We start from the raw sequence: 20,245 nt of genomic DNA, 5'->3' as shown, positions 1-20,245 counted from the left end.
TCGCCCTTGTATCTGTTTGAAAGCCTGAATCAGCTGATTCAAAACTACCTGCCGGAAGACCAGATTAAGCGTCTTCGGCAGGCGTATCTCGTTGCACGTGACGCTCACGAGGGCCAGACACGTTCAAGCGGTGAACCTTATATCACGCACCCGGTAGCGGTAGCCTGCATTCTGGCCGAGATGAAACTCGACTACGAAACGCTGATGGCTGCGCTGCTGCATGACGTGATTGAAGATACCCCAGCCACCTACCAGGACATGGAACAGCTTTTTGGTAAAAGCGTTGCAGAGCTGGTAGAAGGGGTATCGAAGCTTGATAAGCTTAAGTTTCGCGATAAGAAAGAGGCGCAAGCTGAAAACTTTCGCAAGATGATTATGGCGATGGTGCAGGATATCCGCGTCATTCTCATCAAACTTGCCGACCGTACCCACAATATGCGCACGCTGGGCTCATTACGCCCCGATAAGCGCCGCCGCATCGCCCGTGAAACCCTCGAAATCTACAGTCCGCTGGCGCACCGTTTAGGTATTCATCACATTAAGACCGAGCTTGAAGAGCTGGGTTTTGAAGCGCTGTACCCGAACCGCTATCGCGTGATTAAAGAAGTGGTAAAAGCCGCCCGCGGCAACCGCAAAGAGATGATTCAAAAAATCCTCTCGGAGATCGAAGGGCGTTTGCAGGAAGCAGGCATTCCGTGTCGCGTAAGCGGTCGCGAGAAGCACCTGTACTCGATCTACTGCAAAATGGTACTCAAAGAGCAGCGTTTTCACTCAATCATGGACATTTACGCTTTCCGCGTCATCGTTCATGACTCCGATACCTGCTATCGCGTACTCGGCCAGATGCACAGCCTGTACAAACCGCGTCCAGGTCGCGTGAAAGACTATATCGCCATTCCCAAAGCGAACGGATATCAGTCTTTGCATACCTCAATGATCGGCCCGCACGGCGTGCCTGTTGAAGTACAAATTCGTACCGAAGACATGGACCAGATGGCAGAGATGGGGGTCGCGGCACACTGGGCGTACAAAGAACATGGCGAAACCAGCACCACGGCACAAATCCGCGCACAACGCTGGATGCAAAGCCTGCTGGAACTGCAGCAAAGCGCCGGTAGCTCATTTGAATTTATTGAAAGCGTTAAATCTGATCTCTTCCCGGATGAGATTTATGTTTTCACACCGGAAGGGCGCATTGTCGAGCTGCCTGCCGGTGCGACGCCTGTCGACTTCGCCTACGCGGTACATACCGATATCGGTCATGCCTGCGTTGGCGCACGTGTCGACAGACAGCCTTATCCGCTTTCCCAACCGCTGTTTAGCGGTCAGACCGTTGAAATCATTACCGCGCCGGGCGCCCGGCCGAATGCGGCATGGCTCAACTTCGTCGTCAGCTCGAAAGCACGAGCAAAAATTCGCCAACTGCTGAAAAACCTTAAGCGCGATGATTCCGTCAGTCTGGGGCGTCGACTGCTTAACCATGCCCTGGGTGGTAGCCGTAAACTGGCTGAAATCCCGCAGGAAAGTATCCAGCGTGAGCTTGAGCGTATGAAGCTCGCTACGCTTGACGATCTGTTAGCGGAAATCGGTCTGGGCAACGCCATGAGCGTGGTGGTAGCGAAAAACCTTCAGCAGGGCGAAGCATCGGCGAACGTTCCTGCGCAATCTGGTCATGGTCATCTGCCGATCAAAGGCGCAGACGGCGTACTGATCACCTTTGCCAAATGCTGCCGTCCAATTCCTGGCGATCCGATCATTGCCCACGTCAGTCCGGGTAAAGGTCTGGTGATTCACCATGAGTCCTGCCGTAACATTCGTGGCTACCAGAAAGAGCCAGAGAAATTTATGGCGGTGGAATGGGATAAAGAGACAGAGCAGGAGTTCATCACCGAAATTAAGGTGGACATGTTTAACCACCAGGGTGCTCTGGCGAACCTGACGGCGGCAATCAACACGACGACCTCCAATATTCAAAGTCTGAATACTGAAGAGAAAGATGGTCGTGTTTATAGCGCCTTTATTCGCCTGACCGCTCGCGATCGCGTGCATCTGGCGAATATTATGCGCAAAATCCGCGTCATGCCGGACGTAATTAAAGTCACCCGCAACCGAAACTAGAGATATGAACTCAAAACGCTATGAGCGCATTTGCGAAATGCTTGCCAGGCGTCAGCCCGATCTGACCGTCTGCATGGAGCAGGTCCATAAACCTCATAACGTTTCTGCGATCATTCGTACCGCAGACGCAGTCGGCGTACATGAAGTCCACGCCGTCTGGCCGGGTAGCCGTATGCGTACCATGGCCTCTTCTGCCGCGGGCAGTAACAGCTGGGTGCAGGTTAAAACCCACCCGACCATTAGCGATGCGGTCACGCAGTTAAAAAGCCAGGGCATGCAGGTTCTGGCGACCTACCTCTCTGATAAAGCCGTCGATTTCCGCGAAATTGATTACACGCGACCAACCTGCATCCTGATGGGCCAGGAAAAAACCGGCATTACTCAGGAAGCACTCGCTCTGGCGGACCAGGACATCATCATTCCGATGATTGGCATGGTGCAGTCACTGAACGTTTCAGTTGCCTCTGCGCTGATTCTGTACGAAGCACAGCGCCAGCGACAAAATGCTGGCATGTACCGACGAGAAAACAGCATGTTGCCGGAAGATGAACAGCAGCGCTTGCTGTTTGAAGGCGGTTATCCGGTGCTGGCGAATGTCGCTAAGCGCAAAGGACTTCCCTACCCTCACGTAAACACGCAGGGCGAAATTGAAGCCGATGCAACGTGGTGGGCCACTATGCAGTCTGCGAAATAATCGCGATGAAAGGCCGTTTACTGGATGCCATCCCGCTCAACTCTCTGACGGGCGTTGGCGCAGCACAAAGCAGTAAACTGGCGAAAATTGGCTTGCACACCGTGCAGGACCTCCTGCTCCACCTCCCTCTGCGCTACGAAGACCGTACTCATCTGTACCCCATTGGCGAACTGCTGCCGGGCGTCTATGCCACCGTTGAAGGCGAAGTGCTGAACTGCAATATCACTTTTGGTGGCCGCCGGATGATGACCTGCCAGATAAGCGATGGCTCCGGCATTCTCACTATGCGCTTCTTCAACTTCAGCGCAGCAATGAAAAACAGCCTCGCCACCGGGCGTCGGGTACTGGCCTATGGCGAGGCGAAACGTGGCAAGTACGGCGCAGAAATGATCCACCCGGAATACCGCGTACAGGGCGATCTCAGCACGCCGGAACTGCAGGAAACGCTCACGCCGGTGTATCCGACCACGGAAGGCGTTAAGCAGGCAACGCTACGCAAGTTGACCGATCAGGCGCTGGATCTGCTCGATACCTGCGCCATTGCCGAGTTGCTCCCTCCGGAGTTACTACAAGGCATGATGGGCCTGCCGGAAGCGTTGCGCACATTACACCGTCCGCCGCCGACGTTACAGCTTAGCGACCTTGAAACCGGACAACACCCGGCTCAGCGACGCCTGATTCTGGAAGAACTCCTGGCGCACAATCTCAGCATGCTGGCGCTTCGCGCCGGGGCGCAACGTTTTCACGCCCAACCGCTGAGTCCTGACAATCGGCTGAAAGATCAACTGCTGGCGGCGCTCCCCTTTAAACCAACCGGCGCACAGGCCCGGGTCACTGCCGAAATTGAACGCGATATGGCGCTGGATGTCCCAATGATGCGCCTGGTGCAGGGCGATGTCGGTTCCGGTAAAACGCTGGTTGCAGCACTTGCCGCCCTGCGTGCGATTGCGCATGGTAAGCAGGTGGCGCTGATGGCCCCCACTGAATTACTGGCTGAACAGCACGCAAATAATTTCCGCAACTGGTTCGAACCTTTGGGCGTTGAAGTGGGTTGGCTGGCGGGTAAGCAAAAAGGTAAAGCACGCCAGGCACAGCAGGAAGCCATCACCAGCGGTCAGGTGCAGATGATTGTCGGCACACACGCAATTTTCCAGGAACAAGTTCAGTTCAACGGACTGGCGCTGGTGATTATCGACGAACAGCACCGTTTTGGCGTGCATCAGCGTCTGGCTCTGTGGGAGAAAGGCCAGCAGCAGGGTTTCCACCCACACCAGCTCATTATGACCGCCACCCCGATCCCGCGTACGCTGGCCATGACCGCCTATGCCGATCTCGACACGTCTGTCATTGACGAACTGCCGCCGGGGCGTACGCCGGTCACCACAGTGGCGATTCCCGACACCCGCCGTAGCGACATCATTGACCGTGTGCGCAACGCCTGCACCCACGAAGGACGTCAGGCGTACTGGGTTTGTACACTAATCGAAGAGTCTGATTTATTAGAAGCGCAGGCGGCCGAAGCCACGTGGGAAGAACTTAAGCTTGCCTTACCAGAGCTGAATATTGGCCTGGTGCATGGGCGCATGAAGCCCGCCGAGAAGCAGTCGGTGATGGCCGCCTTTAAGCAGGGTGAATTACATCTGCTGGTCGCCACCACGGTGATTGAAGTGGGTGTGGACGTGCCGAACGCCAGCCTGATGATCATTGAAAACCCGGAGCGATTAGGCCTGGCGCAGTTGCACCAGTTGCGTGGCCGCGTAGGCCGCGGCGCCGTCGCTTCCCACTGCGTCCTGCTCTACAAATCGCCGCTGTCAAAAACGGCGCAGAAACGCCTGCAGGTTCTGCGGGACAGCAATGACGGGTTCGTGATTGCACAAAAAGATTTAGAGATCCGCGGACCCGGCGAGCTGTTAGGTACGCGCCAGACCGGAACGGCAGAATTCAAAGTAGCGGATTTATTGCGCGATCAGGCCATGATTCCGGAAGTTCAGCGTATAGCCCGCCATATTCACGAACGTTATCCGCAACAGGCTGCCGCGCTGATAGAGCGCTGGATGCCGGAAACCGAACGTTACTCCAACGCATAATCGACTTATCGCGGCGGATGTTACTCCGCCGCACAGCCGTTATTGCGCAAAAATCGGCAGCAGCAGATACAGCTTAATCACTAACGCGTTGACGATATCGATAAAGAACGCCCCCACCATCGGCACCACCAGGAACGCCATATGGGATGGTCCGAAACGTTCGGTAATTGCCTGCATGTTAGCAATCGCCGTTGGCGTTGCGCCAAGCCCAAAACCGCAGTGGCCGGCTGCCAGTACAGCGGCATCGTAGTTTTTGCCCATCATGCGCCAGGTAACAAATACCGCGTACAACGCCATAAAAATCGTCTGCACAACCAGTATCGCCAGCATCGGCAGCGCCAGAGATGCCAGCTCCCACAGTTTCAGGCTCATCAGCGCCATCGCCAGGAACAGCGACAGGCTCACGTTGCCCAGCACTGAAACCGCCCGTTCGAACACCCGATAAAAGCCCATGAGCGCCAGGCCATTACTGAGGATCACACCAACAAACAGCACGCAGACGAAGGTCGGCAGTTCGAGCACCGTTCCGCCCAGCATTTGCGCAACGATTTTACCTACCGTCAGACAGATAGCGATCAGCGCGATAGTTTCAATCAGCACCAGCGAGGTGATTATGCGTCCAACGTCCGGCTTTTCAAACGCGGTCGGTACAGCCTGATCGTCCGGCATACCGTCAGGCGTGGTGGAGTGTTTAACCAGATAGCGCGCCACCGGGCCGCCAATCAGCCCCCCCAACACCAGACCAAAGGTCGCGCAAGCCATTGCGACTTCAGTCGCATTGGTAAAACCGTAGCGCTCAATAAATAACTTGCTCCACGCAGCCCCGGTTCCGTGTCCGCCAGAGAGCGTGATCGAACCGGCAATCAGGCCCATCAACGGATCCAGGCCCAGCAGGCTCGCCATACCGATACCGATGGCGTTCTGCATCAACAGCAGTCCCACAACGACAATCAGAAAAATACCCACCACGCGGCCACCGGCGCGCAGGCTGGCGATATTAGCGTTCAGGCCGATGGTAGCGAAGAACGCCAGCATCAGCGGATCGCGCAGGGTCATATCGAAGTTTACTTCCCAGCCCATGCTTTTTTTCAGCACCAGCAACGCAATCGCCACCAGCAATCCACCGGCTACAGGTTCGGGAATGGTGTATTTTTTCAGGAAGGAGACAGACTGGACGAGCTTACGTCCCAGCAGCAATACAAGGGTTGCCGCAACCAGAGTAGATAACGTATCGAGATAAAACATTTACAGCTCCATTAGTGCGTTTAGCACAATCACGCACGATGCATTCCAGACCGATTTTTTAGCTCTTATTGAGTTTTCGGGGTGGATTTTAAGCAGAAAATGATGAAAAGTTATATAAAAAAGTTTGTTTATCCGTTTTAAATATTAAGAATAACTGCTGGCAAACGTTTGCTTTTCCGCCCTGGTCAGATAAAATCACCGCTTTTCCACCATGGGATTGCCTCTGATGTCCGTTAACGCCGTAGAGTCAACAAATGCGCAACCGGTTGCGCAGACTCACAACAGTGAACTGATTTACCGTCTTGAAGATCGCCCCCCGTTAGCCCAGACCCTGTTTGCCGCCTGTCAGCACCTGCTGGCCATGTTCGTTGCGGTGATCACCCCGGCGCTGTTAATTTGCCAGGCGCTCGGTTTGCCGGCTCAGGATACTCAACACATTATCAGTATGTCGCTGTTCGCTTCCGGCGTAGCTTCTATCATTCAGATCAAAGCCTGGGGGCCGGTTGGTTCCGGGCTGTTATCTATTCAGGGCACCAGCTTTAATTTTGTTGCGCCGCTGATTATGGGTGGCACGGCGCTAAAAACCGGTGGCGCAGATGTCCCAACCATGATGGCGGCCCTGTTCGGTACGCTGATGTTAGCGAGCTGCACTGAAATGGTTATCTCGCGTGTACTGCACCTGGCGCGGCGTATTATTACCCCGTTGGTCTCAGGCGTGGTGGTGATGATTATCGGCCTGTCGCTGATTCAGGTGGGTCTGACGTCGATTGGCGGTGGCTATGCCGCAATGAGCGATAACACCTTTGGCGCACCGAAGAATTTACTGCTGGCTGGCGTTGTGCTGGCGCTGATCATCCTGCTTAACCGCCAACGCAACCCGTACCTGCGCGTTGCGTCCCTGGTGATTGCGATGGCGGCAGGCTACCTGCTGGCATGGTTTATGGACATGCTGCCGCAAAATACCGCACCGGTAAGCCAGGACCTGATCATGGTGCCAACGCCGCTGTATTATGGCCTCGGTATCGACTGGAGCTTACTGCTGCCGCTGATGCTGGTCTTTATGATTACGTCGCTGGAAACCATCGGTGATATTACGGCGACCTCCGATGTGTCCGAACAGCCGGTTTCTGGTCCGCTGTATATGAAACGCCTGAAAGGCGGCGTGCTGGCGAACGGTCTGAACTCGTTTGTTTCCGCCGTGTTCAATACCTTCCCGAACTCTTGTTTTGGTCAGAACAATGGGGTCATTCAGTTAACGGGCGTAGCCAGTCGTTACGTCGGTTTTGTGGTGGCGTTGATGCTGATAGCATTGGGCCTGTTCCCGGCAGTTAGCGGTTTTGTACAGCATATTCCTGAACCGGTATTGGGCGGCGCAACCCTGGTAATGTTCGGTACTATCGCCGCATCTGGCGTACGTATTGTCTCTCGCGAGCCGCTGAACCGCCGCGCTATTTTGATTATTGCGCTGTCGCTGGCCGTTGGCCTGGGCGTCTCCCAGCAGCCGCTGATTCTGCAATTTGCCCCGGATTGGGTGAAAAATCTGCTCTCCTCAGGCATTGCCGCAGGCGGTATCACCGCTATCGTTCTGAATCTGGTGTTCCCACCAGAGAAGCAATAAGCAAAATGCGGCGTTGGCTCTGAATCAACGCCGCTGTAACGCTCTTTCACCATTCCTGCCTTGAGCATTGCCTCTAAATCGTGCATAACTTGACTATGTGCACTTCGCGGGATGGAAGACCATGAAATTTATTGGAAAGCTGCTTCTTTACGTGCTGATCGCCTGTGCAGTGGCGATTCTCGGCCTTTATTTTCTACTGCAAACCCGTTGGGGCGCAGAGCACGTCAGCGCCTGGGTCTCAGAGAACAGCAGCTATCATCTGGCATTTGATGCTATCGATCACCGGTTTTCTTCCCCTTCCCATATTCTGCTGGAAAACGTCACCTTTGGTCGCGATGGTCAGCCCGCAACGCTGGTCGCTAAAACGGTCGATATTGGGCTGAGCAGCCGCCAAATCACCGACCCGCGGCACGTAGACACTATCCTCTTGCAAAACGGCACGCTGAATCTTTCCCAGCAAACCGCACCGCTACCGTTCCAGGCCGATCGCCTGCAGTTACAGGATATGGCGCTCAACAGCCCCGGCAGCGAGTGGAACCTGAGCGCCCAGCGCGTGAACGGCGGCGTGATTCCCTGGAGCCCTGAGGCAGGTAAAATTCTCGGCAGCAAAGCACAAATTCAGCTCAGCGCCAGCTCATTGACGCTGAACGATGTCCCCACCACCAACGTATTGATTGAAGGCAGCATTGACCATGGTCGGGTGATGCTAAGTAATATTGGCGCAGACGTCGCGCGTGGCGCATTAACCGGCGTGGCGCAGCGCAATACCGACGGTAGCTGGGTGGTAGAGAATCTGCGCCTGAACGATATCCGGCTGCAAAGTGACAAATCGCTGGCCGACTTTTTTGCGCCGCTAACCACTATTCCATCCTTGCAAATTGGTCGTCTGGAAGTGACGGATGCCCGTCTGCAAGGTCCTGACTGGGCGGTCACGGACCTTGATCTGAGCTTGCGCAACATGACGTTTAGCAAAGATGACTGGCAAACACAGGAAGGAAAACTGTCGATGAACGCCAGCGAGTTTATCTACGGTTCACTGCATTTCTTCGATCCGATTCTGAACGCCGAGTTCTCGCCGCAGGGCATTGCGCTGCGCCAGTTCACGACCCGCTGGGAAGGGGGAATGCTCAGAACATCCGGAAACTGGATGCGTAACAACAAAGCGCTGGTTCTCGACGATGCCGCGATTGCCGGCCTGGAATATACGCTACCGGAAAACTGGAAACAGCTATGGATGAAGCCTCTGCCAGCCTGGCTAAACAGCCTGACGCTGAAGAAATTCAGCGCCAGCCGTAATCTGGTGATCGACATTGACCCGGCCTTCCCGTGGCAACTCACCGCACTGGACGGTTACGGCGCTAACCTCGGGCTGGTACAGAACAACCAGTGGGGGATCTGGAGCGGTAACGCCACGCTCAACGCCGCTGCTGCCACCTTTAATCGCACCGACGTGCGCCGTCCTTCGCTGGCGCTCACGGCGAACAACAGTACCATCAATATCAGTGAACTAAGCGCCTATACAGAAAAAGGGCTGCTGGAGGCCACCGCCAGCATTTCGCAACTGCCTCAGCGTCAGGCACAGGTCAGCCTGAACGGGCGCGGCGTGCCAATGACCATCCTGCAACAGTGGGGCTGGCCAGCACTGCCGCTTTCCGGCGACGGTAACATTCAACTCACCGCCAGCGGCAACATTCAGGCCGATACGCCGCTCAAGCCCACAGTCAACGGTCAGTTACATGCGGTGAATGCAGAGAAACAGCAGGTCACGCAGACCATGCAGGCGGGTGTGGTATCAGGTAGTAACGTTGCCTCACCCGTTACGCAGTGATTATTGCCCGATGGCGCTTCGCTTACCGGGCCTACCGCTCATAACCGCTTATATTCACTGCATAACAACCACTTCACCGGCTCGTCTTCTTCTATCGTCGGGAAACGACCGCCCGGTTCAAGGAAGTGATTGTCATGCTGGTCGTCATTGACCATCGAGATTTCCCAGCCCAGAACAAAGGCTTTCTCAGCCCAGAAACGATGATACAGTCGCGGCGGCAGACACACTCCCTGCCCCGGTTTTAGCACCAACGTATCACCGGATTTAACGGTACGCCGCTGACCATCGACGCTAACATCAACAATGCGCTGGGGATCATACCCGTCATCGGGCGTGGACCATGCCAGCTGCATACACAAATCGCCGCCGCCGCGGTTAACGATATCTTCCATCTTATGGCGATGAAAATGCCACGGTGTTTGTTGATCCTGCTGAATTTGCAGCATCTTTTCGGCATACGGTTTGGGGTAATCGGCTGACCCCATCAGACCATTGCGCAACGTCAGTAACGTCAGCCCCGTTTGCGCAAAATCCCCGCGCCCAAAGTCAGTAACGTCCCAGCCCAGCTGGAGATCGCGCACTTCACGCCACAAAGAGTGGTCCTGTTGTCGCCAGGCGTCGACCGTTAAATACGCAAAATCAGGCAGACAGACCCGAAAGGTCTCGGCGATGGCATGCGCTTTATCGATGACATAATTAATATATGAACGCTTCATTGCACTTTTCCTTGTTGCGAAAGAGGCGGGTCACCCCGCCTGCATGCCGTTAGTAAAGTGACGCTTTGCCGGTTGAGCCAAACAGTTTCATTTTGTGGCGGATCACGTCCCGCGCGGCGCTGATGGCTTCCGGGTAGATGACGTTCGGGTCCCACCAGGTCTCTTTTGCCAGGATTTCGCGGACTTTCTGGAAGTAGGCGTATTTCATATCGCTGGAAATGTTGATTTTGCCCACGCCAAGCGTAACGGATTCAGCGATTTCCGCATCCGGATTCGCGGAACCACCGTGCAGCACCAGCGGAATGTCCACCCGCCCGGCGATATCGCGCAGGATGTTCATTTGCAGCTCTGGCTGCATCCCTTTCGGGTAGATCCCGTGCGCGGTACCAATCGCCACTGCCAGCGTATCGGCCCCGGTACGGGCGATAAAATCCTGCGCCTGGGCGGGATCGGTGTAAGTAACCTTCGACACACCGCCTTCCACGGACGTTCCGGTCTGACCAATCGTACCCAGCTCGCCTTCAACCGAAACGCCTACCGCATGCGCCAGCTTGACCACTTCGCGGGTCAGCGCCACGTTCTCTTCATACGGCAGCAGCGAGCCATCAATCATCACCGAGGTAAATCCACACTGAATTGCCCGCAGGACATGCTCTACCGAAGCGCCGTGATCCAGATGCAAAGTAAAGGGGACCGGGCTACGCAGGGTGATATCTCGCACATAGCTAAAGAACGCATCGCCGAGGAAATCATGTTCGCTGGGGTGAATGGAGATAATCGCTGGGGTGTTGGTCGCTTCCGCTTCTTCCACCACCGCACGCACAAAGCAGCTATCCGCTACATTGAATGCGCCGATGGCAAAACCGTGCTGACGGGTCGGTTGCAGTAATTCTTTCATCGAAACTAACATGTTAATTCTCCAGTTTCAGGGTGTAGAAAGCCCTGCCAGTGCGTCATCGCAGAGGCATAAAAGGCGTTACAGAAAATGAATCAGGCCTGGTCGATAGCGCCGCTGGCCTGTAGATACGGAATAATGGCTTCCTCGCATGCCTGCTCCATCAGGGCCAGAGCATCAACAAGTTCGCAGGATGTGTCGCGACACAAGGTGTGCAATAGCGCGGCCTTTCCGGCTTCGAAGACCGCCGCGCCAACATTAATCTTGGCGACGCCAAACGTCGGGCAACGCTGTAGCTGGTCAAACGGCGTCCCGCTACCACCATGCAGCGCCAGCGGCACCGTTGATAAACGGGCAATTTCCTCCAGCCGTTGAAAATCAATGGCTGGCGTTACGCCCGGCGCGTACATACCGTGCGCCGTACCGACCGACACCGCCAGTAAATCAATCCCGGTCTGTTGGATAAATGGCTCCACGTCAGCGGCCTGAGTCATCAAATCAGCGTTAGCGGCATGGCCATAGCGCGGGGCGTCGGCCAGGTGGCCCAGCTCGCCTTCCACGCACAGAGAAACGCTGGCTGCGAGCTCGACCACCGCCCGGGTCTGGCGAATGTTTTCTTCCAGCGCAAAAGCGGAGGCGTCGATCATTAACCCGCTGAATCCAGCGCGAAAAGCCTGGCGAATGCGTACAGGATCCTTTCCATGATCTAACGCCAGCGCGATCGGTACCGAAGCTTCCTCTGCCAGCGCTTTGACCACCGCCGCCGCTATCGGTGCCGGAAAATGGTCCAGATGCCCCTGATACAGATTCAGAATAATGGGCGCACGGTGTTTCTCTGCCACCCGCACCGCCGCACGGGCGCTTTCCAGGTTCATACAGTTGATAGCCAGCAGCGCATACTGCCCGCGCCAGGCTTTCGTCACCATGCTTTTCATATCGGCAAACATACGGCCTCCGGTTATTCCAGGGTGAAGGTGATCTCTTCGTCTTTCAGCTTTTGATCGCTGAGCTCATCAAACTCTTCGTCACGCTCGGTCACCGGTTTCTTCCACAGCGATAGCATGACGCCGCAAATCACCGTCCCGATCCCCAGCGCCAGGCAAAACAGCAGCGGATGCGTAAAGAGTGGAACCACAAACATGCCGCCGTGCGGTACCGGGCTTTCGACGCCCCATACCATAATCAGGCCACCCGCTATCGCCGAGGCCACCACGCAGGAGCCCACCACGCGCAGCAGATCACGCGCCGCAATCGGAATAACCCCTTCGGTTATCATGCAGATCCCCATCGGGAATGCCGCTTTCAGCGCCTCACGTTCCGCACGGGTGTACTTGTGACGCGTGAGCAGGAAGGAGAGCGTAATGCCGAACGGAGGGATTATCGAACCGACAAACTTCACCGCTTCGGGGCCATACACGCCGCTGACCAGCATGCCGTCAGCGAACAGTGACATGGTTTTATTCACCGGACCGCCGAAGTCGAATGTCGCCATTGCGCCGAGAATGGCGCCCATCAGGAAGCGTGACCCGCCTTGCATGGACTCCAGCAGATGAATTAGCGCGTCCTGCAGCCAGGCTATCGGCTTGCCAATCAGCGTCATCATCAGCAACCCGCCGATGATGGTGCTCAATACGGGCAGCACCATGATGGGCATCAGACCCTGCATCGACTGCGGTAAACGGATATAGCGTTTGAGCAGCAGGACGGTATAGCCAACCAGAAAGCCGCCCAGCATCCCGCCAATAAAACCGGTATGAATTTCGCCGCAGACAAAGCCGACAATCAGACCCGGCGCAAATCCGGGGCGATCGGCAATGGAGTACGCAATCGCCGCGCTAATCAGCGGCACGATTAACCCCATCCCCCAGCCGCCAATCTGATTGAGCATCCAGGGGATAGTTCCTGTTTTTTCGCCCACGTTAGTACCGCCAAGTATTTGTCCGAGGGCAATACAGATCCCGGCGGCTACAATTAACGGGATCATCCACGAGATCCCCGTTAATAAATGTTTTTTTATTTCCTGAGATAGCGGAATTTTATTTTCACTCATGTGAAATCCCTTCAGAATGAGGATCGCTACTGGTTATTATTAACTAATGATTTTTCGACCTTTTCAAGAAACTGAATGGGCGATTTTATGACGATTTCGGTTTTTACTCGCACAATGCGTTTATTTGAGAAGCGTTCCTCCCCTTTTATTTTGACATCGACGGCAAGAATCACGACATCCGCGGCAGAAATATCATCTGCCAGCAGTTCGTTTTCCGTACCGATGGTGCCCTGGGTTTCAACTTTTATATTATGCCCAAGCGCTTTAGCACCTTTTATTAATTTTTCACGGGCAATATAGGTGTGCGCAATACCTGCCGTACAGGCGGCAACACAAACAATATTCATAACATGCTCCACATTTTATTTAGCAGACGTTGGATTCAGCATATTGGCTAAACAGCTCAATAATTTTCTGTGGACTACTTTCAACTAAGAGTTGTTCAATAATGTCGTCATCCGCTAGCGCGCCGGCAACCTGCGAGAGCAGACGAATATGGGTAGTGTTTTGATCTTCAAGACGTACGGCAAACAGAATGATGCAGCGCACATTGCTGCCGTCCAGGGTTTCCCAGGGAATATCCTGACGGGTACGACCAATCGCCAGGGTGGTATTAACCACCGCCGAGGATTTCCCGTGGGGGATCGCAATATGATTTTCGAAGCCGGTCGAGCCTTCGGATTCACGCTGCCAGACATCCTGAATAAACGTTTCCCGGCAGCTAATTGCCCCATCCTTTTGCAGAATATCAGTAAGTTCCTCAATAGCCTCCGTTTTGTTCGTAGCCTTCATATCCAAAATAACGCGATTTGTATTGAGAATTTTCGTGATGTCCATCAATCATACCTCATGGAGTTCAGACATTAATTTTCAACGACCAGCGATGTCGCCCGATGTAATTTTTCCGTAATAACCGTTTCCGTTACCCGCTTAATATCCGCATCATTGAAAAAGGCGGTGACATAGACGACCGGCATGGCAATGGCGGGTAAATTAATGGTCGATACCACCAGCTCAATATCGTCCGTCAGTACGGAGGGCAAACTGCCAGCTGACACCACGCCGACAATTGTCCAGTCCGGAAAGGCGCGCAGAATGCGGCTCTTGAGTAAATGCGAAGTGCCAATCCCGGTTGAGCAGACTAACAACACCCGCTTACGCGCTATCTGGCGCTCCATTGCGGCCTGAAAATGGACGGTTAAGTATCCCACCTCATCTTCCGAAACGGCCCGCTCGCCCCAACCGCAAAATACCCGATTCACCGCACACTGGGTCAAACGCCAGACGTCCTGCAACTCGCCTTTGATATCCTCCAGTAGCGGATTACGAATGCGGATCTGGTAGTTCAGGCGGTTAATCAGCGGCTTAATATGGATCAGCAACCCGTCATACAGCGCAGTATCCTGGCTGAGATCGCTGTCGACCATCTCGGCGAAGATGGCAATCAGTCGATGGGTAATCAAGCGCGCTTCGTCACTGGAGTGCATATGACCAATCACGCTCACATCATTATGTTCCTCAATCACCACGCCGGACGAGATAATATATTGATAGATAAACCAGACCTCGTCTTCCGGCAGCGGGTGAGCGATGCGTTTTTCGATATGCTGAATCATACGACTGGCAATAGAAAAAATATTCTCGTCGCATGAGGTGATGTTTTCATCTTTTCTCGGCAGCGCATTTCCGCGTGTGATGCGGTACATCATGATCAAAATATGGGTGAAGATATTGACGTAATAAGGCTCCCCCAATGACCAACACAGGTCGTTCTCCATTTCCTGCAGCAGCGTCTGGACAAATAAAACGTCTTCCTCGCCGAAGTAATGCACCAACGCTTTATAGCTGCCGGGATCAAGGCGCGAATACACCATGCTGCCGGGTTCATTATGGTTAATAACACCGTTAATCAGCGATGCCATCGCCTGGCGCACGCTGCTCTCACTACCTTCAATGTGCGTGCCGCTTTGACTGCGGATAAGCGATAACCCCAATGGCGTTATCCAGGATTCAATCACTTTCAGATCGTTAACAATCGATGCGCTACTAATAAAATAACGCTCAGATAATTTACTGATCGACGTTTCGTGCGGCGTTTCGCTTAATAATTGCGATGCTATCTTAACGCGCCGCGAATTATTCATCATACCATCAGTATCATCACCCTCGTTCCCTAATAACTGGTCCAGATACAAAAGGTCTGTAATATTATCGGCACTTAATATTACGCCTGCGCCAGTACGTTTATCGATGGCTATTTTCCATTCCGCTAACCATGGTTCCAGTAACCGCAGATCGCGCTGCACGGTTTTCTCTGAAACCGATAAATATTCGGCAATTTTCAGCAGCGTGACATATTCCTTCCGGGACAGGAGGAATTTTAATAATCTGTTTTGTCGCGAGGTAATCATTTGCATTATTTACCCTTATCACACACCAGATTAAATATCTAAAGAAGCGTTTATGCTCCACGTGTAATCCGTGATGATAAATATAAGAGGACTACGATGCGCCAACAATACTAAATCGTGTCCTGTATTCCGGACAGAAATAAGACAAAACGGGGAAATAGTGAGATATTTACGGCGCAGATCACATTTTTTACGGGAATTAGAGTGATAGCGCTCGCAAATATGGGTAGGTAAAATTTTAAGTCAGAATATTTTTGATTTTCAGATCTGGAACGCTGCTCGCAGCGTGGGCCGGATAAAACACATCCGGCACCACGTAGACTGAATTTACAGGGTAATCGTCAGAGTATCACCTTCAGGCGTTACCACTACGCCCTGCTCACTGCCGGCATATGAACCGCCCTTCACGCCGCTAATTTGCGGGATATTACGTAGGCACAACGTCCAGTTACGCGCTTCACCGCGACCTTGTACGGTGATGATTTTACCCGCACGTATCGCCTTCAGCGTGAAGATAACCGACCCGTCAGCAGCCGGGACCTCACAGACCGCTTCCCTATCCTCTTGCAAATGGAACAACTGGAATGCGGTCCCTTCATGCCAGGCATAGTCCGGCTTCTGGTTATTACTGCCCAGCGCCAGCAGGGTGTTGTCGCGCACGTACACCGGCAGACTGAGGAAGTCATGCTGCTGTTTGTACCAGCGGCAGCCCTGCACTTCGTCGTTGTGCCACAGATGCGTCCAGCGGCCTTCCGGCAGATAAAACTGCACGTTACCGGCTTCGGAGAAGACTGGCGCCACCATTACCGAATCACCCAGCATATACTGGCGATCGAGATAGTCGCATGCAGGATCGTCCGGGAACTCCAGCATCATGGCGCGCAGCATCGGCGTGCCGTGTTCGTTCGCCAGCGCGGCCTGACGATACAAATACGGCATCAGGCGGCACTTCATTTCGGTGAAATAACGCACCACATCGCAGGACTCTTCATCGTACACCCATGGCACGCGGTAGGATTTGCTGCCGTGCAGGCGGCTATGGCTGGAGAGCAGCCCGAATGCACACCAGCGCTTGTAGACGTCCGCCGGAGCGGTGTTTTCGAAGCCGCCAATGTCGTGGCTCCAGAAGCCAAAGCCGGAGAGACCAATGGATAAGCCGCCGCGCAAGCTTTCGGCCATGGATTCATAGTTGGCGTAGCAGTCCCCGCCCCAGTGCACCGGAAACTGCTGCGCGCCCACGGAGGCGGAACGGGCGAACAGCACCGCCTCTTCTTCTCCGACGGTCTCTTTCAGCACGTTCCACACCAGTTCGTTGTAGATGTATGCATAATGGTTGTGCATTTTCTGCGGGTCTGAGCCATCAAACCACTGCACATCCGTTGGAATGCGTTCACCGAAATCAGTTTTGAAACAGTCCACGCCCATCTCCACCAGACCTTTCAGCTTGTTGGCATACCATTCGCAGGCTTGCGGGTTGGTGAAGTCATAAATTGCCAGCCCCGGCTGCCATTTATCCCACTGCCACAGGGAACCGTCCGGGCGTTTGAGCAGATAACCTTTCTCTTTCAGCTCCTTGAAAACAGGTGATTTCTGACCGATGTACGGATTGATCCATACGCAGACTTTCAGCCCTTTCGCTTTCAGGCGCTCAATCATGCCTTTCGGGTCCGGGAAGGTCACCGGGTCCCACTCGAAGTCACACCACTGGAAAGCCTTCATCCAGAAGCAGTCGAAGTGGAAAACGTGCAGCGGTAGATTGCGCTCGGACATGCCGTCGATAAAGCTGTTCACCGTCGCTTCGTCATAGTTGGTGGTAAACGAGGTGGTCAGCCACAGGCCGAACGACCAGGCGGGCGGTAGTGCTGGACGACCGGTAAAGCGGGTATAGCGATCCAGCACCGCTTTCGGCGTCGGGCCGTCGATGACGAAATATTCCAGATACTCGCTTTCGACGCTGAACTGCACTTTCGATACTTTCTCAGAGCCAATTTCAAACGATACGCACTGCGGATGGTTCACCAGCACGCCGTAGCCACGGTTGGTGATATAGAACGGGATGTTCTTGTAAGACTGCTCGGTACTGGTGCCGCCATCGCGGTTCCAGGTCTCTACCGTCTGCCCATTACGCACCAACGCGGTAAAGCGCTCGCCCAGCCCGTACACCGTTTCACCGACGCCCAGATCCAGGCGCTCGAACATGTAATTGCGTCCGCTGTTGGCGTCCTGTACATAGCCGTTGTTTTTCAACTGGCTGCCGGTAATGCGTTCACCGTTACGCAGGAAATGCAGCGACCAGAACTCGCCTTTGGTGACGCGAACGCTCAAATTACCGCTCTTCAGCTCAGCGAACTCAGCGGTGTTCTGCATTTCAACGTTTACGTCCTGCTGCACGTTCAGCGGGTAATGCGGACCGGTATCCAACGCGCCCTGGAAGTGTTCCATCCGGATACCCACCACGCCTTCCTGCGGCGAAAAAAGGCGCAGCGTGAACAACGGGGTATCGAGTTGCCAGGTCCGTTCACGCACGTCACGCGGCGCAACGTAGACCAGCATCTCATTACCTTGCTGTTCAACCTCGAACACCTGGACAGGGTTAATCACATTCAGGCCAGGCTGAATCAGCCAGTTTCCGTCGCTAATTTTCATAATCGGTTCCTTAGTTCTGTAATTCTTTCGTCGTAAAATCTTGCTGATTACGGTGCGCACCCTGCGCCAGCTGACGCATAATTTCAGTCAGATACGGGGTTTTCAGGGTGTAGAAGCGTTTGGCAATCACGGCACTCAGCAGGTAGCAAATAGCCGGAATAAGGGTGAACAATGCAATGATGATGGTGATGGTGGCGCTGTTTTGCGTTTTCGCCGCGGCATCGTAGCCACCGCCAGCCAGCATCCAGCCAATCAGCGCCCCGCCAAGCGCCAGACCCAGCTTGAGCACGAACAACGTTCCCGCAAAACTGATGCCCGTCAGACGTTTGCCGTTACACCACTCGCCGTAATCAACGGTGTCGGACATCATTACCCACTGGATTGGCGTTACGAGCTGATGCAGGACGCCAATCACGAAGATAAAGACGAACATGGTGATGTTGGCGTGCATCGGCACGAAGAACATCGCCACGCTGATGACGGCCAGCAGGGCATTCGTCCACCAGAAGACGCTGACTTTGCATTTCCAGTCAGTCAGCGGTTTTGCCAGCGCAGAGCCAATCAGATTGCCGACGCAATAGGTGGTAAGGAAAGCGACAAATACTTCCGGTGTGCCCAAAATCCAGGTGACGTAATACATCATCGCACCGCCGCGAATGCAGACCGCCATAATGTTGAGGATGGTGAGCAAGCCGACAATGCGCCACTGGTCGTTCTGCCAGATATCACGCAGGTCTTCACGCATTGAATTGTTAGTTGGCGGCGCTTCAACACGTTCTTTGGTGGTGAAAAAGCAGAATGCGAGCATCAGGAACGCCACAACCGAGAGCACTGCGATTCCACCCTGGAAGCCCAGCGCCTTGTTTTCGCCGCCAATCAGCTTTACCAGCGGCATCATCAGGACGGTGGAGAGCATGCCGCCCGCCGTTGCCAGCACAAAGCGCCACGATTGCAGGGAGATGCGCTGCGTCGGGTCATTGGTGATCACGCCGCCCAGCGCGCAATAAGGGATATTGACCACGGTATAAAGCAGGGTTAGCAGCGTGTAGGTGATGACGGCATAAATCATTTTGCCGTGCAGGCTGAAGTCCGGCGTGCTGTAGGCAAGCACACAAACCAGACCAAACGGCAGCGCGCCAAACAGCACCCACGGACGAAATTTCCCCCAGCGTGAACGGGTTCGGTCAGCAAGCAGCCCCATGCAAGGGTCTGAGATGGCATCCAACGCGCGGGCCAGTAAGAACATGGTGCCGACAAAGCCGGCTGGGATACCAAAGATATCGGTATAAAAGAACATCATATATAACATGACATTATCGAAGATGATGTGGCTGGCGGCATCGCCCATGCCATAGCCAATCTTCTCCTTAACAGACAGAATCTCACTTTTCATTACGCATCCTTGTTTGCACTTTCACACGCACTGGTACCGGTTACAGTTCTTGTAAACCATCCCTGTGAGCGCGGGTATTGCGATATCTCGTTATCAAATTACGATTCTTGTTTTCTGTGATCAGGGTAGCGTCTAAAAATGTGTCCAAGTGTAAGTAATGGATTTTGCGAGGATTTATTTGAAACGGGTCATGGTATGGAGAAACGGAAGTTAAAAAAGTGAGTGAGGGGGTGTGGAAACCCGAGGAAGTAGCTATAATGCGCCCCGCCTCCATGTAGCAATCGAGGCGCGGAAGATCGTCATCTCCGGTGAGGTGGCTGGACTTCAAATCCAGTTGGGGACGCCAGCGTTCCCGGGCAGGTTCGACTCCTGTGATCTTCCGCCAGTTTACCTCTTCTGAACTCTCCCAATGTCAATAAATCTCTTCTAATCCCTTGTATATCAGTATTTATTTGTATCCAGAGGTCAACCTACTTCACCCCGTATCAAGTTTCTTTTGGGGGTACTTTAGGGGGTGTTATTTCCTATTGAAATACCAGCACCC

15 protein-coding genes and 1 tRNA gene are annotated in these 20,245 nt (G+C 54.0%); 6 read left to right on the top strand and 10 right to left on the bottom strand.

Translation table 11 applies throughout. The features are described from left to right. Positions 1-6: 6 nt before the first annotated feature. From spoT to recG, 3 genes are read left to right on the top strand one after another with little or no spacing between them, the layout of a single operon-like run. Positions 7-2,118, top strand: coding sequence for a bifunctional GTP diphosphokinase/guanosine-3',5'-bis pyrophosphate 3'-pyrophosphohydrolase (gene spoT / locus ICA20_RS00640; protein WP_038635422.1), 2,112 nt, complete (start codon positions 7-9; stop codon positions 2,116-2,118). A gap of 4 nt (positions 2,119-2,122) precedes the next feature. Continuing rightward, the gene (gene trmH, locus ICA20_RS00635; RefSeq protein ID WP_038635425.1) at positions 2,123-2,812 is read left to right on the top strand and encodes a tRNA (guanosine(18)-2'-O)-methyltransferase TrmH; all 690 of its coding nucleotides are present in this window, start codon (positions 2,123-2,125) and stop codon (positions 2,810-2,812) included. 5 nt (positions 2,813-2,817) lie between these two features. Continuing rightward, entirely contained in the window at positions 2,818-4,899 is a 2,082-nt protein-coding gene (gene recG / locus ICA20_RS00630; RefSeq protein ID WP_038635428.1) for an ATP-dependent DNA helicase RecG, read from the top strand. Between the two features lie 39 nt (positions 4,900-4,938). On the opposite strand, the gene gltS is transcribed toward recG, so the two are convergent. Further along, on the bottom strand, positions 4,939-6,144 hold the full coding sequence (gene gltS, locus ICA20_RS00625; protein ID WP_038635431.1) for a sodium/glutamate symporter: 1,206 nt from the start codon (positions 6,142-6,144) through the stop codon (positions 4,939-4,941). A gap of 226 nt (positions 6,145-6,370) precedes the next feature. On the opposite strand from gltS, the gene xanP reads away from it, so the two are divergent. Continuing rightward, on the top strand, positions 6,371-7,762 hold the full coding sequence (gene xanP / locus ICA20_RS00620) for a xanthine/proton symporter XanP (protein ID WP_038635433.1): 1,392 nt from the start codon (positions 6,371-6,373) through the stop codon (positions 7,760-7,762). Between the two features lie 121 nt (positions 7,763-7,883). Then, a complete protein-coding gene (locus tag ICA20_RS00615; RefSeq protein WP_038635436.1) occupies positions 7,884-9,590 on the top strand; it encodes an AsmA family protein in 1,707 nt (568 codons plus the stop codon). A gap of 38 nt (positions 9,591-9,628) precedes the next feature. Here ICA20_RS00615 and ICA20_RS00610 read toward each other — a convergent pair whose 3' ends face one another. The 9 genes from ICA20_RS00610 to ICA20_RS00570 form a co-directional block, all read right to left on the bottom strand. Then, a complete protein-coding gene (locus tag ICA20_RS00610) occupies positions 9,629-10,306 on the bottom strand; it encodes a D-lyxose/D-mannose family sugar isomerase (RefSeq protein ID WP_038635440.1) in 678 nt (225 codons plus the stop codon). Between the two features lie 49 nt (positions 10,307-10,355). After that, the gene (locus ICA20_RS00605; protein WP_006687642.1) at positions 10,356-11,216 is read right to left on the bottom strand and encodes a ketose-bisphosphate aldolase; all 861 of its coding nucleotides are present in this window, start codon (positions 11,214-11,216) and stop codon (positions 10,356-10,358) included. Between the two features lie 80 nt (positions 11,217-11,296). Beyond that, complete coding sequence (locus ICA20_RS00600) at positions 11,297-12,148, bottom strand: class II fructose-bisphosphate aldolase (RefSeq protein ID WP_038635444.1); 852 nt, start codon at positions 12,146-12,148, stop codon at positions 11,297-11,299. Positions 12,149-12,159: 11 nt separating this feature from the next. Next, the gene (locus ICA20_RS00595; protein WP_006687644.1) at positions 12,160-13,251 is read right to left on the bottom strand and encodes a PTS fructose transporter subunit IIC; all 1,092 of its coding nucleotides are present in this window, start codon (positions 13,249-13,251) and stop codon (positions 12,160-12,162) included. A gap of 26 nt (positions 13,252-13,277) precedes the next feature. Then, positions 13,278-13,598: a PTS fructose transporter subunit IIB gene (locus ICA20_RS00590; protein WP_006687645.1), complete on the bottom strand. Its 321-nt coding sequence runs from the start codon at positions 13,596-13,598 to the stop codon at positions 13,278-13,280. Between the two features lie 19 nt (positions 13,599-13,617). After that, entirely contained in the window at positions 13,618-14,088 is a 471-nt protein-coding gene (locus ICA20_RS00585) for a fructose PTS transporter subunit IIA (RefSeq protein ID WP_003024008.1), read from the bottom strand. A 26-nt stretch (positions 14,089-14,114) separates the two neighbouring features. Continuing rightward, the gene (locus ICA20_RS00580) at positions 14,115-15,668 is read right to left on the bottom strand and encodes a PRD domain-containing protein (protein ID WP_038635450.1); all 1,554 of its coding nucleotides are present in this window, start codon (positions 15,666-15,668) and stop codon (positions 14,115-14,117) included. Positions 15,669-15,989: 321 nt separating this feature from the next. After that, a complete protein-coding gene (gene yicI / locus ICA20_RS00575; protein WP_038635453.1) occupies positions 15,990-18,308 on the bottom strand; it encodes an alpha-xylosidase in 2,319 nt (772 codons plus the stop codon). A 10-nt stretch (positions 18,309-18,318) separates the two neighbouring features. Next, positions 18,319-19,701, bottom strand: coding sequence for a glycoside-pentoside-hexuronide family transporter (locus ICA20_RS00570; protein ID WP_038635456.1), 1,383 nt, complete (start codon positions 19,699-19,701; stop codon positions 18,319-18,321). Between the two features lie 290 nt (positions 19,702-19,991). Here ICA20_RS00570 and ICA20_RS00565 point away from each other — a divergent pair. Next, a tRNA-Sec gene (locus ICA20_RS00565) sits at positions 19,992-20,086 on the top strand. The last annotated feature ends 159 nt before the right edge of the window (positions 20,087-20,245 follow it).

It is taken from the genome of Citrobacter sp. C5_2, assembly GCF_014596845.2.
Lineage (GTDB): Bacteria > Pseudomonadota > Gammaproteobacteria > Enterobacterales > Enterobacteriaceae > Citrobacter > Citrobacter werkmanii.
The sequence above is the reverse complement of the archived record's forward strand: the minus strand, read 5'-3'. Positions and strand labels throughout refer to the sequence as shown.